Below are 26,566 nucleotides of genomic sequence, written 5' to 3' on the forward strand. Positions count from 1 at the left end.
GGTTTTACACCGATGCAGCATATTCAACGTGTTAACTGATTCTACTTATTACCTCCGTTAAAAATGGGGGGATTACCTTCCATCGTTACGGGCTCAAATTAACTGCAAATGAAAAAATCGTCTCATTTGGATCTAGATGCCGAATGTTAGGCGTCTCGTTAATCTGGTTTAAACCCTTATGAGGCGGTGCTATTGTCTCATTGCCCTGTCTGTTGTGGGTCTACTCATAAAATACATCACTTCAATTGAACTATATTTAAAATGTACTTTGAAATAAAATTCCTTTCTTAAGGAGATTTACTTAGTTTTTTTAAAAATCAAGTAAGAATTTAATTAACGAATAGTTAAGGGTGGAACTAAAATGAACCAGAAAAATCTTGCTAAAGTTAAATTAGGTGACCTTGATCCTTCACATACAAATCCAACAGGCGATCCTTCTGTAGGATATCCTCAGATTTGTATCCGGACTAACCGAACAGCGGAACGAACTGATTTGGATGCAGTAATCAAAACTGCAAATGAAGTGGCTGCAAAGTATCCTGATGATAAGGAAGAAAGAGCAAAACAAGTAATGGCAGCCCTGAGCAGTATGTTTGGCGGCGGTGGTTTCGGACACGCCTGGATTATCATTTTTCATAGTGAAACTGAGGGTGATTGCGATACTTATGCTTATCATGATGAGTACGGCTATGTACATAATGGTGATACCAATGGCAAAACCAATGATACTCCGCAAAGGGGGTTTGCTTACCAGCGTATTGTTCCAATCGATGCAGGAGGTATTGAAAGACTGGAAAAGTTAATCATTCCAGGTCTGAACGCCGTCAGTGATCTTATTGGGGCCGCGATGGGTAATAAACCTGCAGAAGGCCGACATGGGGTATACAGCGCACTAAATAACTGTTCATGGTTTGCGGGTAATGTCTGGAAATACAGCACATCTGACAAACTGATCTACGAACAAGAATTCCCCGGAAAAGAGTATGCAGAAAGTTGGGGTATTGATGCGCTGATCATTGTATCAGAGGTGGCAGATCCGGGAATGATCGCTGAAAGCCTCGCAAAATAACCCCTTTAAATGCATCGTCACTTACGGTAACCAACGTGTTACCGTTTTTTACCAACATAAAATTCATTTGCAGTTAATGTGAGCCCGGTGAAATGGATTGCGAGCCGGGCTGAATAAATGCGAGCCCATTGTCACTTAATGTGAGCCGGTCGTGTTTTTCATTTGCAGTTAATGTGGGCCGAAATCTGCGCTGATTGCGAGTCGGACGGATTTCAATTGCGAGCCGCTACAAATAAGCCTTTGAATATTTGAAAATAAAGTCACTGTACATAAAATTATTGAATCCATTTTAGATCTAATTTGTCATTTTTCAGAAAGTAACTTCTAAAGATGAGTAACTCACTTTATATCTATTTTGTCACTTTATGAAAGATTGATGCCACAGAACAAGCTTTAGAGAGTGATTCATTTTAGATCTTTTTTGTCATCCCACATTCTTAACAGAAAAACCCAGCAAAGTATGCTGGGTTTTTTTATGGGCAGATCTCAGCCGTCTCTATCCAAGTATTAAATTGCACGTCGAATTAAAGAGGGGTGCGGTCAAGGTAAACAGTAGACACCTTGGTTTTACGTCCAAGATATCCCTTCAGAAGGTCGTTCGTACTGGGTTTATTCTCACAAAGCTGGTCGTGTTTATCATCTTTTCTTGGAGTAGGCGTTGTTCAGCATGTAGGTCGTAATGTTAGAAGTTCTTGCTGCATGACTGTTTCATTAATCAGATAACAGCGAGCAGGTTTGTACCCTTCAGCGTGGACTAACCCTGGTATATTCGATTGATGAATACCCTATCAATTAAGCCACTAAACGGCATAGCCTGCGCGGTAGCATGAGTGCAAAAGGCTGCTGCGACGATAATGCCTGCGCGTAAAGCTTCTTCCACACGCTGAAAGTCGAATGTATCCACGGTGAACGCTTTATCAGTCGGGAAACCATGAGGGAAACGATAGTTAATGATATCGAGTGAGATGACAATCGGTGGCGTCATCACAGTGCCTGTGGCGGTCTGAGCCCGGCACAGTTTGAAAACCAGAACCTCGCTTAGGGCTATGTCCACATTACGTGGGAAGGTTCATATAGGGGAAAACCCTCATACCTCCGCAAAGGATTTTGACTAGAATAAATACTAATTTCGGCTGGATGCGGTGGAAGCTATGCTAGATGAAGCAGTACTTCAAATAAAAAAAATTCGTGATGCTGCGCAGCTCAGTGAAATCAAAGAAATCACTCTAGAGGTTATCCGCCCTTTTGGATACGACAGAATCCTCTTTTTTTCTGTGTCCCCCTTTAAGATTTTGTGGGCACATGGATATTGGTTTACTGAAGAGATAGATGAAAACCAGTTCATTCAAAAATGTCCAATAATTAATCAGATTTCCCATGTCGACACTCCCTTTTACTGGATGAAATTGGGTGCTCATAGCGCCGAAGGAGACTACCAACTCGTCGATAAACCGATGAAAGGGGTATTGAGTGGAATACAACTCCCTGTCTTTGGGAGAAGTGGTTTAGTCTCCTCCCTCTCGTTGGGGGGAACTCAAATCGATTCATCAATAGAAGTGGAATATATACTGGGCATTTTAGCTAACCAAATCTCCCTTTATTCTCGAAAGCTACTCGCGCTATCGACTGAAAATAATATTCAAGGATTAACCCGTCGGGAAAAAGAGATTATTAATCTCCTCTCCAACGGCTTAAAACAGCGACAAGTCTCGGAAATACTCGGTATCTCCGAAAGAACGATCGAAAATCATGTCAGAAAAGTCCGCCAAAAGCTGGGAACCACCACCACGGCTGAAGCGATAAAAATAATTCTAGGTTTTTAAGAAGGAAAAAATATGAAAGACAATACAAGTAAGGCTCCACAAGTTGATCTGGCTGAACGAAATGCATTTTTTCCTTCACAGTTCTCTCTTTCCCAATTCACCTCACCGGTCACTGATCTGAGTGACGATGTGTATACGGATAAGTACCAAGGGAATTTAAAAATACTGGTTATTGCATCGGATGAAAGATACTTAACGACAGACAATGGAAAATTATTTTCGACAGGTAACCACCCAGTTGAAACACTTTTACCTATGTACCATTTGCATTCTGCTGGGTTTGATTTCGATATCGCGACACTCTCTGGCAGGATGACCAAATTTGAATATTGGGCAATGCCTAGTGAAGATAAGAAGGTCATGCCTTTCTTTGAAAAATATCAGGATAAATTCCTTAACCCATTATCTCTTGCCGATCTCGTTGGAAACTTAGACGAGCATAATTATGCTGCCATTTTTATACCGGGCGGTCATGGAGCTTTGATTGGATTACCTAATGATGAAAATGTGGCAAAAACCCTCCGTTGGGCGATGGAAAAGGATAAGTTTATTCTCTCTATCTGCCATGGTCCGGCTGCTTTCCTTTCTCTTCGTAACGGTAGTAACCCGCTTAGTGGCTATTCAATCTGTGCATTTCCCGATAGTGCCGATAAGCAAACTCCGGATATTGGCTATATGCCGGGCGGTTTAACCTGGTTCTTTGGGCAAGAACTGACAGAGATGGATATGACCTTGGTCAATCACGACATCACAGGCAAAGTTCATAGTGATAGAAAAGTGATAACCGGTGATAGTCCTTTTGCCGCTAACGAATTGGGTAAAGTCGCTACAAAAACCTTATTGGCCTATTTCAATAAGGACAAAGCATGAAATTCGTCGAGATCACACAGCCTGGCGGACCCGAAGTATTAAAAATCGTTGACGGAGACCGCCCGACGATTAATGAACACGAAGTGTTAATTAAGGTGAAGGCGGCGGGTATCAATCGTCCAGATATATTGCAGCGTCAAGGTAAGTATCCCATGCCAAAAGGGTTAACGCCTATTCCAGGATTGGAGGTATCAGGCATTGTTGAAGAGGTTGGTTCTGCGGTTACTGAATTTAAGGTGGGGGACAGTGTCTGCGCACTCACCAATGGCGGGGGATATGCTGAGTACTGTTCGGTACCTGAAGCGCAAACATTGCCTATTCCAGAAGGGCTAACTTTTGAGGAGGCCGCAGCGATTCCAGAAACCTTCTTCACGGTATGGGCTAACCTCTTTCAGATAGGCAAGGTAACGGCGAACGAAAATGTCTTAATACATGGCGGAGCAAGTGGTATTGGCACAACCGCTATCGCGTTATGTAATGAATTTGGGATCAATGTCTTTGCAACGGTAGGCGATGATAAAAAGGTCGATGAATTAAAAAGTGCCGCGACCGTTATTAACTATAGAAAAGAAGATTTCGAAGAGAAAATAAAAGCGCTTACCCAAGATCAAGGTGTTGATGTCATTCTAGATATTGTGGGTGCTTCCTATTTTACTAAAAATATCAATCTTCTTAAAAAAGATGGTCGATTAGTCATTATTGGTTTTATGGGCGGAAGTATCGTCGATCACTTCGATATTACAGCTATGATGGTGAAGCGTTTAGTGATATCCGGCTCGACGATGCGCGGGCGGAATCTCGAAGAGAAAAAAGCAATCGCTCAACAATTAAAAGAAAAGGTATGGCCTGTATTGGCGCAAGGCCGCTGTAAGCCTAAAATCTATGCAAGCTATCCATTAGCCGATATCGCTAAAGCCCATGAGTGCTTAGATTCAGGGTCACATATTGGAAAAGTTGTTGTTACCTTATAAGGTGGACCTATTCCACCTTAGTCCCTAAACCCGCCGCAAGCGGGTTTTTGTCCTTATCCTCCAACATCCTAAAAGCGATGCAATATTTTCTTATGGTACTGGGGGAAACTGTTATCACTACAACATAAACCGCAACAAAGCTGTAGTCACTACGCTGATTATCACAACCGGCAATAGGCCCCATCGTGATGCTGCAAATAATGAGATGGCCAGCGCTAACAAATCTGCTGGTTTATCGGTGACAAAATAAGGCGAAATAATGGTGATTAATACACATCCGGGGGCTGCATCCATTATGGCTTGCATGCGAGGGCTAAGTTGACGATTTCGTAATAATAAATAGCCGAGAATACGAGTGAAATAGGTGCTGAGTGCCATCAGTAAAATGGTTGCGATAGGTAAAAGATTCACGCTTTGGCTCCCATCAACACGATGGCAATCAAACCGGTGATTGCGCCAATCGGTACATAGGCCGCTCCCGGTAAAGAGTGATAAGCCAAGCTTGCACTGAGTAAACTGACCAGCCAAGGGATTGCACAACGTATTCCTTTCCACATCCCCTTCAGTAAGACAAAGAATACCGCAGGAAACGCCATATCGAAGCCCCACCGACTAATGTCGCCTAACGTCGGCCCGATTAAGGCACCTACGGTGGTAGAGGCTAACCATACTGCCCAGAGTGTTACCGCTAAACCGAAATAAAAGCTCAGACTAAAGGCAGGATCTTGTCCTGCGGCACGGCGGCGGGTAGCATCCGCCATAGTCAGTGCCCAATTTTCGTCACACATAAAAAACAGGGCAGGTAGCGCTTTACGGCGAGGCAGGTGATTAAGGTAGGGGGCAAGCGAGGCTCCCATTACTAAGTGGCGGCTGTTAACCAGCATGCTGACTAAAACAATAGTGATGAGATCAGGGGGGGAACTCCATAGCGCAACAGCGGCAAATTCCGACCCTCCCGCAAAATTTAAGCCGGTCATCATACTCAATAAGCCGACAGATAATCCTTTCTGGGCAGCTTGGGCGCCTAATAATAAACCAAAGGGGATCACACCTATCATCACTGGAATGACCGTCGTCGCACCGCGCAAAAATTCATGGTAATACTGAGATCGGGAGGGAGACTGGTACGAAGACTGTGCCATGGGATCCTCTTTTAAACTGCAGTGATAGGAAAGTCTTATAGCCACTATAACGGGTAATCGAATAAATACGAGACGCTATAGCGTCTACAACGGGAGAAATGAGTGAATTTATATATGTTTTATCTTGGGGGAAATGCCGGAAAGTCGAATATTGAGGTCCATGATATTCAATTTGTGGCAGCAAATACGCCGGAAGAGGCGTGGCCGACCTTAAAAAAAGCGTGGTTTGGGGATAAAAATAAAGTTCATCTCGATGGCTATACTCATATAACTTGGGTCGATGGCTATAGTGTCCGTCTAGAACATACCCCTTCTAGCAACCCGCAGAGGCTCTTTTTTGTCAACGTCGGGGCTTATCGGCCTGATACTCTGGCTGAACTCCATGAGTTTGGGCTCTTTGTTGCTGAAGACGCGAAGCAGGCAAAAAAACAGGCCTTGAGCCGTTTATTATCCGGCGCAGCGCAGCAGCATAAAGATAATCTTAAAGACGTGGATAACTGCTTACTGCTCGATAAAGTCGGGGACTGCTATCTTCATTTAACCCCGATGGCAGAAGGTCAGCTTGATTGTCCAGCCTGGCAGGGGTATCAACCGATATAATTCTGTCTGTTCAGCCTATTATTCTCGTTGATGTGATCAGGAGGGGAAGTGGAAAGCGAATTTTTTAAGCTATGTGCTATCGGTCTGGCAATATTGGTCGGGGCAATGAGCCCTGGCGCAAGCTTTTTGCTCGCAACACGCGTAGCGCTCTCCTCATCGTTTTCCACTTCGCTCGGGGTCGCGATTGGCTTAGGTGGCGGGGCGATGATCTTTGCGCTTATCGCCCTGTCAGGGCTACACGCGTTACTCAGCGTTATCCCTGCGCTGCATACTGTTTTGAAAGTGCTGGGTGGCGGTTACTTACTCTGGAGTGCGGCGAAAATTTTATTACAAAAACCTCGGGCACGGGCAAATGATTCAGCCATCCCAACGCTAACCTTCACCCAAGCTTTATTCAGCGGACTATTTACTCAACTCAGTAACCCTAATACTGCCATCGTTTTTGCGAGTCTGTTCACCACGTTACTCGATCACCATTTATCCATTACGGTTTATATCACGGTTCCGGTGATGACATTTTTTATCGACTTTGTATGGTTTACGCTTGTTGCGCTAATATTAAGCCACTCTCTGCCCCGATGTTTCTATCTTCGTGGTAAAGTGACGATAGATCGTATCACTGCTGGGATATTGGGCTTACTCGGGCTAAAACTCCTTCTAAAATGAGTAATAGCCGCTTATTCTCAGTGGTGGGGTAACCGCTCAGAGCACTTCAATCAGCTCAAACTCTTCTGCGACAAGTTCCATTGCCTCGCTGTAGCTCCCTTCGCGGGTAAAAAATGCTTTATGCTCTTGTTGCCAATAGTTAAGACTGCGATCGCCCTCACCCTCTTTATAGGCAAATTCAGCTTCCACCTCACGGAAAAGAACAATCCGCATAGCAATAATTCTAATGATACAGACGGGCTCTTCACGACCATTGAGAATGATATGGTAGCTACCAACAGTTGGGGGCGATGCCTCACTTAGGTAGGAGGCAAGCGAACCGCAGGAAGCCGTTTTACGCCCTTCGACAACATGGTTGGCAAGCTCATCGGCCATTTCGGCGCTGTCCCCAAACCCCCATGCAAGCGCTCCTGGGTATTTGGTCTGCAGCTTATTCAGTAATGTCATGGTCGATCCTCAACTTGATGTAAATACTCACGTACTGTTTCAGCAGCTAAAGCTGCCATGGAATCAATAAAGATTATAGTGTGTGGATCACATATCTTAAGCAATGGGCTTAAATCAGTACAGGCGATGATCACGTCTTGAATTCCCAACTGACTGATCTCGAATAAGATTTCTTGCCACAAACCTTGGGCGTTTAGACTCTGGTAACCCTCTGATTTAATGATGGGGAGTAGAGCGGTTGTTTTTTCTCTTAATACATCGGCATCGATAACGGTGATGCCCTTGGTACTGAGCCTTTGTTGATAAAAACCCGATTCGATTGTCGGTGTTGTTGCCAGTAAACAGACTTGTGACGGCTGTTGTGGCAGCAAAGGTAACAGGGAGTCTGCAATATGTAGTAGAGGAATGTTCCGTGAAACATCGGTCATCTCGTCAAAATAGCAATGAGCGAGATTACAAGGGATCGAGATTATGCTCACCCCCACATTAGCTAAATCTGTAATACCTTTCTGTAATGCTTTTATCATCTCATCTGAATCAATATCTCTGCCTGGATAAAAGGGCGTAGGCAAAGAGATAATATGTATTTCAGGGAAATCTATATCGTTGGTTGCACCATATTGCCGTTGGCATTCATCGATAATTTTTTCAAGAAAAGGTGCGGTAGAACGTGGGCCCATACCCGCTAAGATACCTATTTTACTTTTTTTCATTTATTGAGTTCTTAAAAAAGATTAGGTCATTATCGCGATTTATTGATGAATAATATCCCCGATTTATATTTTTTCTCAACCGCTGATCTTCACCGCTTTCGCATCCCACCTCACCTATACTTAACTCTGGCAGAGTCATCGGTGGGTAAAGTATGAAAGCATTCGACTACCAACAAGATTTTTCAACCATTGATTTCCGAAAAGAGCCCGAACGTTATCAAGTCGGGCGTGGAGAGCAAGGCGTCTTAATGGTTGAACCTTATAAAAGCGAAATTCTCCCCTATTGGCGGTTTAAAGATGTGGAAAGTGCAACCGCCTCCGCCAAGAAAATCATGCAACTCTTCGAAGACTATCGTCAACAAGACGATTTTGTGGGGATGGATATGGCGCGTAAATTTATTCAGATGGGCTACACGCGTGCGAGGCGCTATGCCAATCATCCAGGGGGGAAAAAATACGATAAGAACCGAGAGGTTTTGCCGTATCAACTTGACGAAGAGAAAGCGGCAGCGGCGAAAATTTTCAAACAATCGTGGGATAAACTCAGAGCAGATGGTGACTACCTGCAGCGGAAAAAGCAGCATCAACAGCAATTTGGTTGAATCGACTTCGCGAGCCCGCGCCATCTAGGTCTGACGTTACACGCCGATAAAGAATAATATCCGTAAAAAAGAGAGTAATAAGAAAATGAAAATGCTAAAAACCTAATTATTACAGATAACCGAGGACGTCATAGTGGGCTTTTTTAAGAAATCGATCATCGTAGTCTTTTTGCTGTTGGTACCTTTACCGAGTGTCTTCGCAAGGCCGAATATGGCTCCTCTTGGTCCATCAATTGCCGATACGGGATCGCAGTATTACACCTTTAGGGTGTTTAAGCTGGCATCGGTTGATACACAGCGTCACTATAAAGTTTGGGTGGCGGTACCGAAAAAACCGGCCCCCGCGCAAGGGTATCCTATTCTGTATATGTTGGACGGCAACTCAAGCCTTAGCCGTGTTTCTGATGCCCAATTGCGCTCTCTTAATGAGAAAAACCCGGCTGTGCTGGTCTTTGTCGGCTACGATACGCCGCTGCCTTTTGATCTGAAAGCACGGTCATTCGACTACACTCCTGTCGCGCGAGACGCTGCGGAGGGCAACTCGATGCTAGGGCGTGGACGTGTTGGCGGCGGCAGTACCGTCTTCCGCTCCTTACTCGAACAAAAAATTATTCCGCAGAGTGAAGCTTCTTTACCGATAGACCAGGCGCAACGTTCATTGTGGGGGCACTCTTTTGGTGGATTGTTTGTGTTGGAGACTTATCTGCATTCTACCCAATTTAGCCACTATTTTTCTGCCAGCCCGTCGTTAGGCCAAGGTTATCAATCGTTAGTCGATGATATCCATGCTCAAACGGCGAATCCGGCCACCTTAACATTGATGGTCGGATCTTCGCAGCCCGCGAGAGCTGGCGCACCTCCCGCCATCGATTTTTCACCGCAGGTCGAGCAGTGGGTAAAACAGGGACTTTCGGTCTCAATCGTCCATTACCCTGGGCTCAGCCATGGGGCGATGTTCGGTGCTTCGCTGCAGGACACGCTCAACGCGGTTAGCCAGTAGTTCCTGCTTATTGACTTTCCGCTCTTCATTGAGCGGATAAGTCGCCAACCCGCGCTTTTTTGTGAATCTAATCAAATTTCGAGTCCTGTCCTATACTCAATAGCACGCTTCCCATTCATTGAGATTAGCTCAGGAGTAACAATGCAAATATCGTTAGATAAACAGGTCGCTTTAATTACTGGTGCAAGTTCAGGCTTGGGTTACGCGTGTGCTGAAGGCCTTGCCGCGGCAGGTGCCAGCGTCGTGATCAACTATAACAGCCAAGCCGAACCGGCAGAGAAACTGGCTGAGCAGATTCGTCAACAGGGTGGTCAAGCAATTGCGGTGCAAGGTGATGTCTCCTCGCAAGATGATGTGAATAATTTGATTGCTCAAGCCGTTGAACACTTTGGAGGGCTGGATATTCTGGTGGCGAATTCAGGGCTGCAAAAAGACGCTCCGATTGGCGACATGACACTGCAAGATTGGCAAAAAGTGATTGATGTGAACTTAACTGGACAATTTCTGACGGCACAAGCTGCACTGCTGCAGTTTCGTAAACAGAAGGGACAGCGTCAGGTGAGTCGCGCCAATGGCAAAATTATTCATGTCAGTTCTGTCCACCAGCTAATCCCGTGGGCGGGTCATGTCAACTATGCTGCATCAAAAGGTGGGGTGGATCTGTTGATGCGCAGTATCGCGCAAGAAGTGGGTGAAGAGCAGATTCGGGTCAACTCTATTGCACCCGGAGCGATTGCCACCGCAATTAATGCGGAGAATACGGAAGGGGATGCTGCGAAGAAGCTGCTTGAGTTAATCCCTTACGGACGTATTGGTGCGGCAGAAGATGTCGCGAATGCGGTGGTATGGTTGGCTAGTGATTTGTCGGACTACGTCCACGGGTCGACGCTATTTATCGATGGCGGCATGAGCCTATATCCTGAATTTAGAGGTAACGGCTAACGCCGATACCTTCTAGTGAGGGGATGGGCATTCATTATGCTCATCCCATACCGCTCGCCTCGTTATTTCGTAATCTGATCAAAATAGAGCATGCTGACTCCTAAGCTCTGCTGTGCTCCCTCAATATTACAGCGCAATCCGACTTGTTGGGCGCCCTGTAACGCGACCACAAAGGGGGAGTCTTGCATAACGCTGGTCTGAATCTGCTGATAAAGCTCTCGGCGTTTTGCCGCATCGCTGGTAGCCGCTGCCTGTTGCGTCAGTTGACTGAGCTGCGTAATCGACCAGCCGACTCGCCAAGCCAAGGTCTTCGGTCCATTTGCCACATTGTAGGCAAAGGTACTCGCATTGGTGTTGGGATCAATATAATCAGCGCCCCAGTAAGTGAAGATAGATTGGAATTGACGACTGCGCATCTTCCCCCAAAGCTCCGCTTCGGGTACCGGTTGCAGCTTAATCTGGATATCGGCTTTGGCAAAGCTGGCCTGCAGTGCTTGAGCTATATCGCTATAAGGCGGTTGATTGGTAAAGGTTAGGGTGAAAGCGGTGCCTGGTTTTATCCCCGCATTGGTCAGGATCTGCTTAGCTTTCGGTACATCCAAGGTGAAAGGTGTTGTCTTTAGCGCGCCGTCGAAGCCTATGGGTAAAAACGACTGATGAACTTGATACTGTCCTTTCAGCAATTGTTGTGACAGTGAGGCGTAATCCACCAACCAGCGCGACGCTTGCCATAAGGCTGGGTTGGCCAAGGCAGGTTGCTGACTATCTTGGGTATTGAAGGCAAGATAATAAACAAGGCTAGAGGGGAAGCTCGCTACCTTCACGTCTGAGGTATGGCGTAGTGCCGCAAACTGATCGGCCCCTAACCCGTAGGCGACATCTGCATCACCCTGAGTCAGTAATAAACGGCGAGCGCTAGCGTCAGGCACGCCTTTTAACTAGATATGCGCTAATTTGGGTTGAATCTCGCTGTGCGGATTTTTTTGCAACAGCAAGGCTTGTTGCGGAATATATTGTTGGATGCTGTAGGCAGCACTACCGGCTGAATGATTTTTAAGCCAGTTATTACCGTAATCGCCAGCTTGTTGATGCGCATTGACTAACTTTCGATCAACGATAGAGGCGACGGGAGCGGACAGTAAACATAAGGCTAGATCTTGGCCAATATCACTCTGCCAACTCATCTCGACCTCGGTGTCGCTGATATTATGTAGCGAGGCATCGATATTCTCAGCAGTCCAACCGAATTCTCCCAAAATAAACACTGGCGCTTTATTCAGTTTTACAGCACGGCTTAACGAGTAAATCACATCATCGGCAGTGAGTGGGTTTCCACTGGCAAAGGCGAGAGAAGGCTTAAGGGTAAATCGTAAACTATGGGGCTGGCTGCCGGATGTCCAACTTGCCGCAGCGGCAGGAACGAGATCCTGAGGATGATTACGATCAGCCCTGACTAAGCCCTGATAAATATTGACTAAACTGCTGGTGCTAACCGTCTCAAAACTCTCCGCCGGGTCAAAACTGATGATCCCATCAAGAGGGATGGCGACCACTAAGCTATTCGGTGGCGTTGCGGCAGGCTGATGGAGATGAATAGGCTGGCAATAAACAACGTAAGATAGGGTTTCACTCGTAAAGCTCCTAATAACACTGCGTTATTAGGAGTATAGGGACGAACTATCGTGGTGAACATTCGTTTTAAGTGATATCTAAAGCTAGTTTTTAACTAAGGTGAGTAATACGGCCTGCCTGCATAGTGACTGACCTATCGCACATATGGTCGATCACATCTGGGTCATGGCTAACCAGTACCATCGTCAACTGTTGCTGCATTTTCAATTGGTTAAGCAGGTTCAATATTTCGGCCTGTACAGACATATCCAACGCGGAAGTCGGTTCGTCAAGCAGCACTATTTTAGGCTCAAGAAGGAGCGCACGTACAATGGCGACCCGTTGCCGTTGTCCTCCTGAAAGCTGATGGGGATAGCGATCGATTAAGGCACTGTCTAAGCCCACTTGCTGAAAGCCTTGGTTTATCCGGTCATCAATATTATCGATACCTAGCCGTTTTAAAGGTTCTGCAAGGGTGCGGCGCAACCGATGACGAGGATGTAAGGAGGCATAAGGATCTTGGAACACCATTTGTACATCGCGGCGTAGCTGCCCAGTAAAAGGTGAGCCGGGTTGTACGTGAGTACCCGCTAACACCATATCACCACTCCAGTGGGGATTAAGTCCTGCCATCACCCAAAGTAGCGACGACTTTCCACAGCCCGAGGGGCCAACCAGTCCGAAACATTCGCCCTGCTTAACCGTTAAACTGACCTCTTCGACCACTTGCCGCAAGTGATAGCCTTGAGGATGGAAAACATTGAGCTGATCTAACCTGATGGTACTCAAGAATACCCCTCCAATGCTGCACGGTCGAGTGTGGGTAAGCGCTTACCTTTAGTCGCTAGGCTTGGACGACAGGCCCAGAGCGTTTGCGTATAGGGATGGGTCGCTTGCGCAAGATCCTTTGCTGCTAAGCGGTCAAGGATTTGTCCTTGGTACATCACCATTACCCGTTGGCAGTGATCCGCGACTTGCTGTAAGTCATGGCTAATCAGTAGCAGTCCCATATCTCGCTGTGCAACCAGCTCCTGTATCAGAGACAGCACTTGATCGCGCATTGCATGGTCTAACGCAGAGGTTGGCTCATCGGCAATTAAAAACTCAGGATCAGTAATCAACGCGATGGCGAGCATAATACGTTGTCCCATCCCACCAGAGAGTTGATTGGGGTAACGCTTAATAAGCTGTTGGGGATTCGGTAAGCCGACGGCATCGAGCATCGCTAACACTTTCTCTCGGCGCTGACGGCGCGACATTGTGCGATGCAAAATTAAGGGTTCTTCAACCTGCCAACCGATAGTTTTAGAAGGATTCAGGGCGTATTTCGGGTCTTGCATCACCATCGCCACTTTTCCGCCCCGCAGCGACTGCCATTGTGACGGTTTCAAATGGAGCAGATCGTGACCCGCTAAGGATAACTGCGCAGCATTAAGGCTCAGTGATGGGGCAAGTAACCCCATCAAACTGCGGGCAGTCAGGGATTTTCCTGAGCCGGACTCTCCCACCAACGCTACCCGCTCTTTTCCGATTTCGAAAGAGATCCCGTTCACTAATGGACGGCCTTCAGGAAGGCCGATGGTGAGCCTATCAGCAATAATAAAAGGGGATGCATTAGCTGTCATTGCGACTGTCCAAGCGGTCTCGCAGACCGTCACCGATGAAATTAAAGGTTAAGCTCGCCAGAAGAATCGCTCCCCCTGGTGCGGCGGCGACCCACCACTGGTCAAAAATCACTTTCCCGCCTTCTGCTACCATCGACCCCCACTCAGCGGTAGGCGGTTGGACCCCCATACCGAGGAACCCTAAGCCCGCGGCGGATAAAATAATTCCCCCAAGACTCAAGGCTGCACGCACCACCGCACTGGGTAAGCAAAGTGGTAACAGATGGCCGAACATCAAGGGTAACCCCTGAATCCCCTGCATTTTGGCGGCGGCGAGGTAATCGCTACGCCTTAATTGCTGCGTCTCCGCACGGGCTTGCCGAGCAAAGGGGGGCCAGCTGGTTAGCGCCAAAGCCAGCGCGCCGTTTAAAATACTGGGCCCGAGTACAGCGACCATTGCCAGCGCGATCACTAAGCTCGGTAAGGCTAAAAAGATATCGGTAATACGCATCAATATGCGTTCGACCCAACCGCCTAAATATCCGGCAGCAATCCCCACCGTCATCCCGACGGGCACGGTAAGGATCAGAATAAATACCACTAACAGGAGTGTCGGTCGTGTGCCATAAATAACCCGTGACAGTAAATCGCGACCAAAACCGTCAGTCCCTAACCAGTGGTGGCTATCTGGCGGCAGTAATCGATCGGCCATCACCTGTGCATTAGGATCATAAGGGGACACCCAAGGTGCAAACAATGCCATTGCGATGAGCAGCCCTAACAGGCTATAGCCGATGATCAGTAACCATCGGCGCTTATCACGTCGTTTCGCGCGGAGCGGTAAGGAAGTTTCAGTCATCGTGTTCTCGGATCGGTAAGCCAAACTAACGCATCGGTCAGGGCATTAATGATAATAAAGCAACTCCCTATGACTAACGTTGCGCCCAAGATGGCGGGAATATCGGAGGCAAATAACGCATTGGTCAGATAACGGCCCAAACCGGGCCAAGCGAACACGCTCTCGGTTAATACTGCGCCTTCCAGTAATGAAACATAGGAGAGCATCACGACCGTAATAAGGGTGCCGCGGGTATTGGGCAGTAAATGATGCCAGACAATTCTCCAGCGGCTGGCACCTTTGGCCCGCGCGAGGGTGACATACTCTTTACTGTTCTCTTCCAGTAACGCAGCACGAAGCAGCCGAGTGATTGAGGCCATCGACAGTAACCCAAGAATTACCACGGGTAACCAAAGATGCATCAAGGCATTGATCAACATCTCGCGATCACCTGATAACCAACTGTCTATGACGACAATACCGGTTTTCGGTTCCAAAGTATAAACGTAGAGATCGTCGAGTTGTCCCGGTCCTGCCGACCAATGTAGCACGGCATAGAACAGTAATAATCCGAGTAAACCGATCCAAAATACGGGAACAGAATAGCCTAATAATGAAATCACCCGCGCAATATGGTCAATCCAACTTTTAGGGTGCCACACCGAAACCAGCGCCAGACTGATTCCGCAGGTTGCGCCTAATATCAAGGCGCAGGTCGCAAGCTCGAACGTCGCCGGGAAGGTGCGTAACAGATCGTCGACCACCGGTTGGCCTGTACTTTGCGAAATACCAAGATGACCATGGGCCAGCTGCTGTAGGTAATGCCAAAACTGCACCGGGAGAGGGTGATCTAACCCTAGCTGATGGCGAACCTGAGCATAGGTCGACGCACTGGCATGATCCCCTACCAGTTGTAAAACCGGATCCACAGGTGAAAGGTGGGACAAGGTAAAGGTAAACGCTAACAAACCGAGTAGGGTAATCATCAGTGAAAAGAGATTACCTGCCAGGCGCTGAACAAGCCGCCTGACCGGCATGCTGCGACCCGATGCGGACGCAGACACTGTCATTATTTCGTTACCTGGCTGTAATAGACCATATCAGGGTTCATCCCTTGTTGATAACCTTTGATATTACTGCGCAGGGCGATTAGCTGGTGGGCTTGAAGGCCAATGACATAAGGCGAGCTTTTCTGTACCTGACGCTGTAATTTCTCATACAGTGCCGCGCGTTGGGCGTTATCCGTTAAGGCCACTGCTTTATGCGTTTCGGCGGTTAACTCAGGGATATGCCAGCCAGCACGGTAAGCAAGCGTACTGCTACCATCCTCTGGGTTAGTGGCAAAGGCAGCGGCATTGGTATTGGGGTCGAAATAGTCTGGCCCCCAAGAGGTGACGGTGGCGTCGAACTGATGACTGGCCATTTTAGCGGTCACTTCACTACTCAGGCTTGGGATTAACTCGATTTTCACGCCGCCTTTTGCAAAGCTGGCTTGCAGCGCTTGGGCAATATCAAGATAAGGTGGTTGATTATTTACCACCACTTTAAATGAGATATTGGAGAGGCCCGCTTTGGCTAAGATCGCTTTCGCTTTCTCAGGGTTATAGGTATAAGGCGTATCATTGAGCGCCCCTAAATATCCACTCGGCAGGAACGATTGGTGGATAGAGAATTGTCCTTTTAACAATCCATTGGCAATTCCATCGTAATCGAACAAATAACGCGAAGCTTCCCAAAACGCTGGATTTTTCAGTGTTGCAGAGGATTGAGTATTGAATAGTAGATAGTAAAGCGAGGCGATAGGTACTGAAACAGGGGTAACGCCCGGCTTATGTTGTAGCGCACTGAACTGATCACTACCCAGATTACGCGCAATATCCGCATCCCCTTGTTCTACTAATAAACGTCGTGTTGCCGCTTCGGGAACGTTTTTAATCAGTAGTGTGCTGAGTTTTGGCGCACCGGCTGGCGAACGGGGGTTAGCGGTCATGAGTAGCACTTCATGCGGAACGTAGCGGCGAATTTGATAAGGCCCACTGCCGGCGGAATGGCTGGATAACCATTGATGCCCCAAGTCATTGTTCACTTGGTGGCTCAAGGCTTCTTTTTCATCGACGATTGACGCAACGGGTGCTGAGAGCAGGCTAAGGACAAACGCCGGACTGACCGCCGCATCCCAATGCAGCGTGACCTGATTAGCACTGGTTTTCGATAGTTGGCTATCGATATTTTTTGCGTTCCAGCCGAGTTGTGTCAGAACGAATGAAGGTTCCAAATTCAGCTTAATCACACGCGACAATGAAAAAATAACATCTTCAGGTCGGATTGGATTACCACTGGCAAAGGTGGTTCCTTCACGTAAGGTAAAGGTCAAGCTTCGATTGTCGCTACCCGCTTTCCAACTACTGGCAAGCGTTGGACGGAGATCGACAGGGTGAGCAGGGTCTGACTGCAGTAAGCGCTGATACAAGCTAGTAAAGGCTTGGACTGTTGTGGTTTCAAAGCCCTGTGCGGGGTCAAAACTGATGGCATCATCCAGCGATTGCGCGACAACTAAGGTGTTCGGCGGTGTGGCACCCTGTGCGGAGAGAGCCGTGAGCGATGCGGTGAATAAGAGACTTATCAACGTTTTTTTCATTTTTATTCCTTGCTAAACAGGGCGTTTACCGGACTGAGGAAGTGCTTACTTTCTCAGTGGTGCGTCTTATTATTCTTTATTGTTATATCTACTCGGTTCTTTATCACTTAAGTAATTTATAAGATTTTTTTACGTTCTGCTAGCCAGTGGCGCGATAAATTATTGGTGACTGATCACGATGAACTTACCGCTGATTAATGAATTGCATTGATAACGTCATTCGTTAGTCGACTTCCAGTCTGTTTTGCCTATTGTTGTCATCATTGACTCACGATAGGCGATTAGCGAGGTAAATCTATGTCAGACGTTATCGTTGTTATTGGCAGTGGCGCTATTGCCCAAGCCATTGCGCGTCGAGTCAGTGTGGCGAAAAAAATTCTTTTAGCCGATATCAAACTGGAAACGGCTCAGGCTGTCGAAGAGACACTGAAGAAATCGGGGTTTGATGTGAGTACCACTCATGTCGATGTGGCTTGCCGTGCTTCCATTGACGCGTTAGTGGCGACGGCGACAGCACTGGGTGAGGTAAAAGGGGTCATTCATACGGCAGGATTATCCCCCTCTCAGTCCGCCGGCCAACCTTTACTGCGCGTTGATCTGTATGGCACGGCAGTGGTCTTTGAAGCTTTCGGTAAGGTGATTACCGCCGGTGGCTCAGGGGTAGTGATTGGTTCGCAATCCAGCCATCGATTAGCCGTGGATGCCCTCTCACAAAAAGCGATGGATGAGTTGGCCTTATTATCACCGGAAGCGCTGCTCGAACTGCCGTGGATAAAAGCGATTGATGATAGTCTCTACGCTTACCAGATAGCGAAACGCGGTAATGCACAGCGCGTGATTGCTGAAGCCGTAAAATGGGGAAAACGCGGTGCGCGGATTAACTGTATTAGCGCCGGTATCATCTATACCCCTTTAGCCTACGATGAATTAACCAGTGCCGAGCGAGGGGAATACTACCGTAATATGTTAGCCAATTCACCGGCAGGCCGTGGTGGTACACCCGATGAAATTGGCGATCTCGCGGAATTTCTCTTTAGACCGAAAGGGACCTATATCAGCGGTAGCGATATCTTGATTGATGGCGGTGTCACCGCCTCGATTAAATATCCTTAATCGTCACTCGCCTAGCCGACTGGGGTTAGGCGAGGAATTGACTAACCGATAGCCCCTAACCGATCTTCGGTAGCGGGGTGTTGCTTAGGCAGGAGGAATAGCGTCGCCATCACATCCAGCAAGTAGAGTATCGCCAGTAAACTAATCGCAAGGATAAATGAGCCATGGCTGGCGATCAATCCCATGACCAGAGGGCCAAAGCCACCAACGCCACGGCCAAGGTTAAACAGGACATTTTGTGCGACCGCGCGGATCTCGGTTGGATAGGTATCAGAGATTAATGCTCCATAGCCGCCGACCATTCCATTCACAAACATCCCCATCACCGCGCCTGCAATTAGCATGCCCATCGGGTCTTGTAGCTGCGCATAGAGGATTACCATTGCCAGCGCGCCCAGTTGATAAAGGATAAAGATTTTCCAACGGGCGAAACGATCGGCCAAAAAGCCAAACAGGCCAATACCCAACATCATGCCGAGAACCGTCACGGCAGTCCAGAGTCCTGATTTGGTTAACGAAAAACCGAACTGTTGAGAAAGATAAGTCGGCATCCAGATCATCAGTCCGTAATAGCCAAAATTTTGTACTGAGCAGAGGATAAAAATACCGAGGCTGGCTTTCGTTGTTGCACGATCGCGACACAACATGGCGAGGCTTTTCCCCAGTCCAAGTAGGCGTTTCTGCTGTTGAACCTGACGATAAGCCGTCGGTTCATCCAAGCCATGGCGTAGGAAAAACGAGAATAATGCCGGTAATAAGCCGATTAAAAAAATCCCTCGCCAGCCAACCATGGGGAGTAAAAAAGGAGTGATGATCGCGGCTAATAGCACGCCCAGTTGCCAGCCAATAGCGACCCAGGCTGAGGCACGGTTACGTTGGTGCGCTGGCCAAGTCTCGGCGATAAGAGCCATACCAATACCGAATTCTCCGCCAAGCCCGACGCCTGCTAGAGTACGATACGTCAGTAAATCCCAATAGCCTTGTGCCACTGCACAGAGACCTGTGAAGACGGCAAACATTAAGATGGTCATCGTCAACATTTTGACACGGCCATAACGGTCACTGAGAAATCCGAACACTATCCCGCCTATCACCGCACCCATTAAGGTCCAAGTCACTAAGGCTCCCCCTTGCTCGGGACTGAGGGCGAGGTGTTGACTGATCACGGGCAGCATAAAGCCCAATATCAGTAAATCAAAACCATCCATCGCATAACCGCTAATAGCGGCGATCATCGCTTTTAGAGGGGTAATCTGTTTTTTATTTGGCATAAGTGAATAGCTATTGGATGAGTGATATGGCTATTTTGTTATTAATTCAGCCGAAAAACCAAATTTAATAGGATATTTCTGCATAATGAACAACGAATCAGGCACCTATTCTACTGTGTAGTGACATTATCGTTTGATGTTTTTTACAAGGCAGCATGGCTGTGTTGAATAATCGACTCAAGATGAACGTCCCTATAGCTGACCGAGTAAGAGGTAGGATACGTTGAAAATTATCAAGTATTGGCTATCTTCCAATTGTCAGAATCCTTCGTTTTCTATCAAACTTAAATGTCACCGCATATATGAATGAAGTCAGTCGTCCCCGTGCGTTTCCCCGTAATAATCCCTGAGCTTTTTTCGCAACACCCGTATCGCAGCTGCCTCCGCAAGGGCTTTTTCCTTACGTATCAGCTCCTTTACCAGCTGTTTGATCCGCTTCTGACTCTGCTTTAGGGCGGCTTTATCACCCGAGGCAGAGGTCTGTAAAAATACCTGTTTCCATTGAGAGAGTTGCGCTGGATAAAGTCCTTTTTTACGGCAGTATTCTGCGATGTCCGCTTCGCTGAGCGTAGCCGTTTCAACTATTGCAGCAAAGCGCGCCTCTACGGGCCATTGTTCACTGTTTTTGTCTGCTCCGGGCACGGGTTTTCCCTCTAATTTAGCCTGATTACGCCAGTTATACAGAGTCGCTTCGGAAATTCCTTCCCTCTGTGCAACGTCCGCCACGGTCATATTGTAAGGCGGTAGCAGCTTTGCCAGCACATTCTCTTTACGTTCAGGGGAAATTCGTTTCATTTATCACGCCATCACCCTAAGATTGATTTTTCAGAAAGGGTGACAACTATCCTGACACTGAGGGCAGGATGCATCACGAGCACGTAGCTCTATCGACACTTTCGCCATTGAGCGCGGACTGTCCATCTGTAACTATTTCAGGGGTTTGAGGTCCAATCGTGTAAAAAACCACGATAAGGAGATAACTTTCTGTTTTAGTTATAAAAAAATTAACCGCCTAATGGTTGTGATGATCCAGCTTTGTCCAGGATTTTTGTGTACACTTGCTGCTGAGAGGTATCTACATTTTAAGGATGGAAGGTGGAACGCTATGAAAGTGAGTGATGTTGCGCTACTTAAGTCAGGGTTTAGTCATGCAGATATACAAAAACTGAAAAACAATATTGCTAATTATGGCGGATCGCTGGATTCCGTAACTCATGATCTTGCTAACCGCTTTAACGCTTCAAAGTGGATTACTATCGCTGCTTTTACCATACTTACTCTCACGCTGATGCTGGCATCTATAGATACCAGCATCACGCTCGCGGCAACGCTTACGATTGTATTACCTTTTATATGGTATTTAACGCCAGCGAAGCTGGCATACAAGTCATGGCGCTATCGCAGATTAACGACTAATTCTGAACCGCGTCAGTAACAGACATAAGGTCAAATATGACCTTAGCTTTAACACCATAACCGACAATTTTCATTGTGAGCTTTGGACGGCTCATGGTGCTGACTTTCCGGTAATAATCAGTGGGCAAATATCGAAATAAACGCCATGTTCCAGGGCGCCTGAACAGACCGAATATGCTATATGCATTAGCAACAAGCGAGACTGATTTATAGATCCCCATCCCGCTATTACGGCTGAACCCCATAAATTTTGCTTATGCCGTTCGCACCATCAGTAACCAGAACTGCACCAGCCAGAACCCCCAAAGGCGTCATAGAACCTATTAGGGTTAGGCCAACAGCTATTTCAACGCCGGACAAAACCACATTTACAGCAGAAATCACATACCCCACAATTTTGTTATTTTCCCGGATAAACTCCACTTTAGCGTAAATTTTCGCCGCTTTTGTGTGCAGCATTCGCCCCTGCTCTTCAAGATTTTCGGTCTCTGCCCTGAGGTTTTTTACACAGGCCATGCATTCTTCATCAGACTTTGCGCGTCATGCTGCTGCAAACTGCTGCTCAACAACATCTTTTATTTCCTGGACAAAATTCATCCGGGTTAGACCGTCTCTGAGATGGAAAGCAGACAGCGTATTCGCTGTGTTGATCAGCTTTCTGGCCCCAAGATTAACCATTGTTTCTGCCCAGTTTTTATTCCTGCCTGAGCGCATCATATCAAGTAATGCAGCATCCATTTTTGTTCTCCCTGTATATTACATCGCCGATAATACCCCTTTATTATCAGCTGTAAACAACCGTCGTTTCAGCCGGAAATATGTCGGTCTCGATATGCCTGTTTTCTCCGATATGGCCTTAAATGAAACTCCCTGCCTAATCAGCGCAAGAGCCGAAGCTGTAGCCGGATGAGGTTTCTGCCGAACCTAACTCCGGAAGCCATCGCAGCTGTCCGCCCGTCATTGGTCCGTTCAAGGATGCGTTCCCGCTCAGCCTCCGCCACGGCGGCCAGTATCTGGATAACCATTTTCCCCATCGTGCCTTCCGTGCTGAGACCATTTTCCAGGAAGCGAATGGCAATCCCCTTTTTATAGCAGGCATCCACGATATGGATCATGTCGGCGGTGTTGCGGCTGAGCCGGTCCATTTTTGTGCAGATGATGATGTCATCTTTCTCTGCCCGCCCGAACAGCCGCTGCAGTCCTTCACGTTCATCGGTTGCCCCGCTAATCATGTCGGTGAATATCCGGTCCTCACGCACACCGGCATTTTTAAGTTCAGCCACCTGGATCGTCAGTTTCTGATGACTGGTTGATACCCTGGCATAGCCCAGTAACGCCACTTTAAGTCTCACAAATCGTTTTTGATACGTGATGGTATCATCATGTATAAATTGCGATTTCTGATACCTGTTTCCGCTCCGGTTTTGACGGGTATCAAATATCATAATATTTGATACTGAATGTGCTGTTCGGAGATGAATAGATTGGCCTGGAAGTGACATTTCAACTTTGGAGGAATGGGTGACATTTTAATCTTGCTTTAACAAGAGCGTTGCGCGTAAGCACTCTTATGTTAAAAGAAAGAGAGTGTCCGGTAGGATCACATGAGGATAAGCAGAATGCTTCTGGAAAATCTCAGGTTACTTGAGTGCAGCCTTCACGGCGAAAAGCGCAACGATCGGGAGTGGCTGGAGCGGCTTCTCCACCCTGAATTCCGCGAAATCACCCGGTCAGGCGTAATGGTTGAACGTTCAGAGACGATCACGTCGCTGTTAAGCGAGAAAACAGCATCACCTATTATCAGCAGCGATTTCCGGCTCACTGAAATGGCGCGAGGTTGTATCATGCTTCACTACAGGACTTCTTATGCTGACGGCAGCCGTCCTGCGTTACGTTCCTCATGCTGGCTGTGTTCGGAGGAGGGACTGTGGACTTTGGTTTTTCACCAAGGAACGCCAGCAGGATGTGGTGCCTAGTTTCGTTATCGATGGGCTTATGTTAAATAAGAGCTGTAACGCCAGAGACGTTGTTGATATTTCATGCTTGTATACTGGCTTCGCTGATCAGCAATTAACGGTACCACTACAGGATAGAATCAGTAATCACTTCGAATAGAATCTGCAATATCACCGGCAACAGAATTAATACCGGGGACTTATATCAGCCCCGGTATTAAAAGATCTTACCGCCGTAACTCGCGAAGCGGCGGTCGCATAAATTCATCAGGTGATTCAGCCGTATCCGCACCCTGGGGTTGATATTGGTGTGGAGGAGAGGGTTCAAGGCGTGGGGGTGCAGGGTGAGCGGCAGAAGCCAATGAGAGCAGCATAAGCAGTAGTGCAGAGTAAGAGATTTTCATGGTGTGGTCTCCAAGAGAGTTAAGGCACTAAGCTTAAGCGAGCGGATTGTCAAACAGTGATTAGCGATTTAAAAGTAATCACTGTCGACGTAACCAAATACAAGAAGTGTGACAAGACAGGTTATCAGCCCAAGGCTGAATAGTAAGACTTAGTGCATTTTCGCCAAGTCACGGAAGAATATTTCCGCTCCCAGCGCTTGTAAACGATGGATCTCATTCTTGCTTTGATCAGAAACCCGATCTGAATTAAGGATCTGATCGATAACGGCGGATCTCACCGGTACCTCTCGATACCATTCACCGGTATAGCAATTTTTCCACGCAATTTTGTCAATATCATCGAGATGATAGGAGGGTGTGATATGAAAAAAGAAAAATCCATTTAACAAGATAAAAATAGCGACACATATCCACACATCAAGACGACTAAAAATATCCGAATAGATCAGCAGGCCTAAAGTCAGGATAAACATCCCGAGCATAATGGCGTAAAGCCCTTTTTTCTCGAAAACAAATCGCGGGTCGAAAATGAGCTTATCGTCGCGTTTTTCTTCGAGATTAATGCGTGTGAGTTCGCGTTGTAGGATCTCTTGTACTGTGCTCATATCGTCACCTTATACTTGGGTCTGCTTTAAATAGAGGGTGTTCAACACATCGCTAAATTTTTTAAGTGCTAACTCTAACGAGGCGAGAGAGTCGTAGCCGCTTAAGCTGATACGTAAAAAGCTCTCGGCTGTTTTTTCAAAACTAAATTCATCTGAAGGGGTTGCCGAAATACCCGCTTGTTGCAGTAGGAAAGCAATTTCATAAGCATTTTTCTTACCCAAACTAAACCAGACGTGAAAGCCATCGTCAGAAATTTGGTAGCGATCTTCGGGGAATAGTCGGCGAAATAATTTCACTCGCACACGTATCGTTTTGAGGGTTTCTTCTGCCGTGCGCTGGGCAACGCCAGACTTAACCCACTTATTCACGATCTGGTGAGTCAGAGGGTTATCACTCACTTTTAACGCACTCATTACCTGACACAGTTGATGAGTATCGACTTCTGAGGGGCCATAGATCCAAGCCATTCTCATTCCGGGGGCAAAGCTTTTCGATAGTCCATTTAAATACCACGTATGGGTTGGCAGGATCTGGCTAAAGGTCGCTATCCCCTGACTGGCGAGGTCACCATAAGCATCGTCTTCGATGATATGCAGGCCATAACGTTTAACGACCTCGGCTAAAGCAAGACGACGATTGATGGAAAGCGTGACGGTGGTCGGGTTATTAATATTGGGATTGATATATAGGGCGCTGACCTTATTCTGCTCACACAACCTCGCCAATGCATCGGGTAACGGGCCCTCTTCATCACAAGGAATGGTGACATAGGGGGTGGCCATCAGCTGTATGATCGACTTCAAACCTGAATAGAAATAGTGGGGCAGCGCGATAGCCCCTTTTTTCTGGTACAAAATAAACAGCGCTAACAATCCTTCATGAATTCCGGCACAAGGAAGAATACGATTCACTGTCGGTTGTAGGATCTTTTTTCCTAACCAATCAAGGCCGGTTTGGCGAATATCACTATTATCGAGCGTCGACTGGTAGCGAAAAATAGTTCGAAAATCATAGTCATAGATCGAAGAAATGGCTTGCTGCTTTAATTGCAGCGATAATTCTTTAGAGTGCTCGCTCAATGGAGAGTTCATGGTGGTTAAGTCGTGGCGACTCTGTAGTGCTTCGACGATTCCGCGTTGGCAAATATGACTGCCTTTTCCTGGTCGCGAAGAGATAACGCCTGCTAATTTACATTGATGATAGGCTTTTTGGACTGTGGCATAGTTTATGTTTAGCTGAGAAGATAATTCACGTACAGAGGGAAGCTTATCCCCAGCGGAGAGCTGCCCTTGTTCAACCTGTGAAATTATAAAGCGTAAAATATAATCAGGTTGCTCACTTGGGCGAAGAAGCGTTAATTGGGATTTTAATTGAGTGAACATACCAACGACCTCATCAACTAGTGAAGTAAATTTTAATTTTATCTCTTTTTTTTCGCAAACGTTAAAATTTAATAACAATATAAAAACCATTATTTACTGATTTTTATGAATTTTATTATAATTCTAATTTTGATATCACATTAATATTGAAATACTTTTTAACCAATATTTTTTACTCTGATTAGAGTAATTGAATTGCTTGATCTACAGTTATTGATATAGAAAATTGGGTCGTGTGTTCAATATGGTGAATGACATTACAATACATAGTGGCTTTGTTGAATAAATCGAACTTTTGCTGAGTTGAAGGATCAGATCACACACTCCCTGACAACGCAGACGGTCTCGTGGCAAAGCAGAAATTCAAAATCACCAACTGGCACACCTATAATAAAGCCCTAATCAACCGTGGCTCCCTCACTTTCTGGCTCGATGACGAGGCGATTAAGTCGTGGTATGACACATCCACACCTTCAGCACGCGGCAGACCCCAGCGCTATTCTGACCTTGCCATCACTACCGTTCTGGTGATTAAACGCGTATTCCGGCTTACCCTGAGAGCCACACATGGTTTCATTGATTCCATTTTTGCCCTAATGAACGTTCCGTTGCGTTGTCCAGATTATAAAGCAGTTGTTCGGGGGTTCACTGACCCTACGTGACTACGCTGGTCAGGTTGCGGAGGCTATGGCGATGGTGCGAGCGCTGAATAAAATGACGAAGGCGGGTATGCCAGAAAGCGTGCGTATTGCCTGAAAATCCGCCCCGCTACAGAGGTGCTCGTCCGAAAATGATTTATTCAACAAAGCCGATATAAACCTCTAAGCCTTTATTAGAGCATTACAATTATTTTTCATGACAATGATGGACTAAATTTGTTCTT

General features: G+C 46.8%; 26 protein-coding genes and 5 pseudogenes. 14 read left to right on the plus strand and 17 right to left on the minus strand.

What is annotated here, in order from left to right:
* The first annotated feature begins 361 nt into the window (after nt 1-361).
* From HH682_RS08560 to HH682_RS08580, 5 genes and pseudogenes are all read left to right on the plus strand, one after another.
* Entirely contained in the window at nt 362-1,069 is a 708-nt protein-coding gene (locus HH682_RS08560) for a hypothetical protein (RefSeq protein ID WP_214237165.1), read from the plus strand.
* A gap of 802 nt (nt 1,070-1,871) precedes the next feature.
* A pseudogene (locus tag HH682_RS08565) lies at nt 1,872-2,111 on the plus strand (IS3 family transposase); the annotation flags it as partial.
* 109 nt (nt 2,112-2,220) lie between these two features.
* Nucleotides 2,221-2,892, plus strand: a complete 672-nt coding sequence (locus HH682_RS08570; RefSeq protein ID WP_214237166.1) for a LuxR C-terminal-related transcriptional regulator — start codon at nt 2,221-2,223, stop codon at nt 2,890-2,892.
* Between the two features lie 12 nt (nt 2,893-2,904).
* Nucleotides 2,905-3,762, plus strand: a complete 858-nt coding sequence (gene hchA / locus HH682_RS08575; RefSeq protein ID WP_214237167.1) for a glyoxalase III HchA — start codon at nt 2,905-2,907, stop codon at nt 3,760-3,762.
* Nucleotides 3,759-4,733, plus strand: a complete 975-nt coding sequence (locus HH682_RS08580) for an NAD(P)H-quinone oxidoreductase (protein WP_214237168.1) — start codon at nt 3,759-3,761, stop codon at nt 4,731-4,733. Before hchA ends, HH682_RS08580 begins: the two co-directional genes overlap by 4 nt.
* A gap of 117 nt (nt 4,734-4,850) precedes the next feature.
* Here the strand turns inward: HH682_RS08580 and HH682_RS08585 are convergent, their stop codons facing one another.
* Nucleotides 4,851-5,144, minus strand: a complete 294-nt coding sequence (locus tag HH682_RS08585) for an AzlD family protein (RefSeq protein WP_338049323.1) — start codon at nt 5,142-5,144, stop codon at nt 4,851-4,853.
* Nucleotides 5,141-5,875: an AzlC family ABC transporter permease gene (locus tag HH682_RS08590; RefSeq protein WP_214237169.1), complete on the minus strand. Its 735-nt coding sequence runs from the start codon at nt 5,873-5,875 to the stop codon at nt 5,141-5,143. The genes HH682_RS08585 and HH682_RS08590 overlap by 4 nt, the downstream gene beginning before the upstream one ends.
* 102 nt (nt 5,876-5,977) lie before the next feature.
* Here HH682_RS08590 and HH682_RS08595 point away from each other — a divergent pair, with 102 nt between their 5' ends.
* Both HH682_RS08595 and HH682_RS08600 read left to right on the plus strand, forming a co-directional pair.
* On the plus strand, nt 5,978-6,475 hold the full coding sequence (locus HH682_RS08595) for a DUF1543 domain-containing protein (protein ID WP_214237170.1): 498 nt from the start codon (nt 5,978-5,980) through the stop codon (nt 6,473-6,475).
* A gap of 48 nt (nt 6,476-6,523) precedes the next feature.
* Nucleotides 6,524-7,141 (plus strand): LysE family translocator, encoded by a 618-nt coding sequence (locus HH682_RS08600; RefSeq protein WP_338049324.1) that lies wholly within the window; start codon nt 6,524-6,526, stop codon nt 7,139-7,141.
* Nucleotides 7,142-7,177: 36 nt separating this feature from the next.
* On the opposite strand, the gene HH682_RS08605 is transcribed toward HH682_RS08600, so the two are convergent.
* Nucleotides 7,178-7,588 carry an ASCH domain-containing protein gene (locus HH682_RS08605; RefSeq protein ID WP_214237171.1) on the minus strand — a complete coding sequence of 137 codons (411 nt, stop codon included), beginning with the start codon at nt 7,586-7,588 and terminating at the stop codon, nt 7,178-7,180.
* Nucleotides 7,585-8,301, minus strand: coding sequence for an aspartate/glutamate racemase family protein (locus tag HH682_RS08610; RefSeq protein WP_214237172.1), 717 nt, complete (start codon nt 8,299-8,301; stop codon nt 7,585-7,587). The genes HH682_RS08605 and HH682_RS08610 overlap by 4 nt, the downstream gene beginning before the upstream one ends.
* 152 nt (nt 8,302-8,453) lie before the next feature.
* Between HH682_RS08610 and HH682_RS08615 the strand changes: the two genes are divergently transcribed.
* From HH682_RS08615 to HH682_RS08625, 3 genes are all read left to right on the plus strand, one after another.
* Nucleotides 8,454-8,903 (plus strand): DUF4385 domain-containing protein, encoded by a 450-nt coding sequence (locus tag HH682_RS08615; RefSeq protein WP_214237173.1) that lies wholly within the window; start codon nt 8,454-8,456, stop codon nt 8,901-8,903.
* A 211-nt stretch (nt 8,904-9,114) separates the two neighbouring features.
* On the plus strand, nt 9,115-9,903 hold the full coding sequence (locus HH682_RS08620) for an alpha/beta hydrolase (protein ID WP_214237174.1): 789 nt from the start codon (nt 9,115-9,117) through the stop codon (nt 9,901-9,903).
* Nucleotides 9,904-10,044: 141 nt separating this feature from the next.
* Complete coding sequence (locus tag HH682_RS08625) at nt 10,045-10,845, plus strand: SDR family oxidoreductase (RefSeq protein ID WP_214237175.1); 801 nt, start codon at nt 10,045-10,047, stop codon at nt 10,843-10,845.
* Between the two features lie 62 nt (nt 10,846-10,907).
* Here the strand turns inward: HH682_RS08625 and HH682_RS08630 are convergent.
* From HH682_RS08630 to HH682_RS08655, 6 genes and pseudogenes are all read right to left on the minus strand, one after another.
* A pseudogene (locus tag HH682_RS08630) lies at nt 10,908-12,440 on the minus strand (ABC transporter substrate-binding protein).
* Between the two features lie 127 nt (nt 12,441-12,567).
* Nucleotides 12,568-13,245, minus strand: a complete 678-nt coding sequence (locus tag HH682_RS08635) for an ABC transporter ATP-binding protein (RefSeq protein WP_250318633.1) — start codon at nt 13,243-13,245, stop codon at nt 12,568-12,570.
* Nucleotides 13,242-14,081 (minus strand): ABC transporter ATP-binding protein, encoded by an 840-nt coding sequence (locus HH682_RS08640; RefSeq protein WP_214237176.1) that lies wholly within the window; start codon nt 14,079-14,081, stop codon nt 13,242-13,244. Before HH682_RS08640 ends, HH682_RS08635 begins: the two co-directional genes overlap by 4 nt.
* Nucleotides 14,071-14,919 (minus strand): ABC transporter permease, encoded by an 849-nt coding sequence (locus HH682_RS08645; protein WP_214237177.1) that lies wholly within the window; start codon nt 14,917-14,919, stop codon nt 14,071-14,073. The genes HH682_RS08640 and HH682_RS08645 overlap by 11 nt, the downstream gene beginning before the upstream one ends.
* Nucleotides 14,916-15,968, minus strand: a complete 1,053-nt coding sequence (locus HH682_RS08650) for an ABC transporter permease (protein WP_214237178.1) — start codon at nt 15,966-15,968, stop codon at nt 14,916-14,918. Before HH682_RS08650 ends, HH682_RS08645 begins: the two co-directional genes overlap by 4 nt.
* A complete protein-coding gene (locus HH682_RS08655; RefSeq protein WP_214237179.1) occupies nt 15,968-17,536 on the minus strand; it encodes an ABC transporter substrate-binding protein in 1,569 nt (522 codons plus the stop codon). The genes HH682_RS08650 and HH682_RS08655 overlap by 1 nt, the downstream gene beginning before the upstream one ends.
* A 297-nt stretch (nt 17,537-17,833) precedes the next feature.
* Here HH682_RS08655 and HH682_RS08660 point away from each other — a divergent pair, with 297 nt between their 5' ends.
* Entirely contained in the window at nt 17,834-18,649 is an 816-nt protein-coding gene (locus HH682_RS08660; protein WP_214237180.1) for an SDR family oxidoreductase, read from the plus strand.
* Nucleotides 18,650-18,690: 41 nt separating this feature from the next.
* Here the strand turns inward: HH682_RS08660 and HH682_RS08665 are convergent, their stop codons facing one another.
* Nucleotides 18,691-19,920, minus strand: a complete 1,230-nt coding sequence (locus HH682_RS08665; protein ID WP_214237181.1) for an MFS transporter — start codon at nt 19,918-19,920, stop codon at nt 18,691-18,693.
* Nucleotides 19,921-20,232: 312 nt separating this feature from the next.
* Nucleotides 20,233-20,715: a transposase gene (locus HH682_RS08670; protein WP_214237182.1), complete on the minus strand. Its 483-nt coding sequence runs from the start codon at nt 20,713-20,715 to the stop codon at nt 20,233-20,235.
* A gap of 310 nt (nt 20,716-21,025) precedes the next feature.
* Between HH682_RS08670 and HH682_RS08675 the strand changes: the two genes are divergently transcribed.
* Entirely contained in the window at nt 21,026-21,355 is a 330-nt protein-coding gene (locus HH682_RS08675; RefSeq protein ID WP_214237183.1) for a hypothetical protein, read from the plus strand.
* On the opposite strand, the pseudogene HH682_RS15820 reads toward HH682_RS08675, so the two are convergent.
* Together HH682_RS15820 and HH682_RS08690 are read right to left on the minus strand one after the other, a co-directional pair.
* Nucleotides 21,333-22,074: pseudogene (locus tag HH682_RS15820) on the minus strand (DUF4225 domain-containing protein). The gene HH682_RS08675 and the pseudogene HH682_RS15820 sit on opposite strands and share 23 nt — an antisense overlap.
* A gap of 18 nt (nt 22,075-22,092) precedes the next feature.
* A pseudogene (locus HH682_RS08690) lies at nt 22,093-22,676 on the minus strand (recombinase family protein).
* Nucleotides 22,677-22,955: 279 nt separating this feature from the next.
* On the opposite strand from HH682_RS08690, the gene HH682_RS08695 reads away from it, so the two are divergent.
* Nucleotides 22,956-23,312, plus strand: coding sequence for a nuclear transport factor 2 family protein (locus tag HH682_RS08695; protein ID WP_214237185.1), 357 nt, complete (start codon nt 22,956-22,958; stop codon nt 23,310-23,312).
* Between the two features lie 206 nt (nt 23,313-23,518).
* Here the strand turns inward: HH682_RS08695 and HH682_RS08700 are convergent, their stop codons facing one another.
* The 3 genes from HH682_RS08700 to HH682_RS08710 all read right to left on the minus strand — a co-directional run bounded on the left by HH682_RS08700 (nt 23,519) and on the right by HH682_RS08710 (nt 25,683).
* Nucleotides 23,519-23,695 carry a hypothetical protein gene (locus HH682_RS08700; protein WP_214237186.1) on the minus strand — a complete coding sequence of 59 codons (177 nt, stop codon included), beginning with the start codon at nt 23,693-23,695 and terminating at the stop codon, nt 23,519-23,521.
* A gap of 149 nt (nt 23,696-23,844) precedes the next feature.
* Entirely contained in the window at nt 23,845-24,300 is a 456-nt protein-coding gene (locus tag HH682_RS08705) for a YlaC family protein (RefSeq protein ID WP_214237187.1), read from the minus strand.
* A 9-nt stretch (nt 24,301-24,309) separates the two neighbouring features.
* Complete coding sequence (locus HH682_RS08710) at nt 24,310-25,683, minus strand: aminotransferase-like domain-containing protein (RefSeq protein ID WP_214237188.1); 1,374 nt, start codon at nt 25,681-25,683, stop codon at nt 24,310-24,312.
* A 303-nt stretch (nt 25,684-25,986) separates the two neighbouring features.
* On the opposite strand from HH682_RS08710, the pseudogene HH682_RS08715 reads away from it, so the two are divergent.
* Nucleotides 25,987-26,324: pseudogene (locus HH682_RS08715) on the plus strand (transposase); the annotation flags it as partial.
* Nucleotides 26,325-26,566: the final 242 nt, after the last annotated feature.

This window comes from Rosenbergiella gaditana (assembly GCF_018494065.1).
GTDB classification, from domain to species: Bacteria; Pseudomonadota; Gammaproteobacteria; order Enterobacterales; family Enterobacteriaceae; genus Rosenbergiella; species Rosenbergiella gaditana.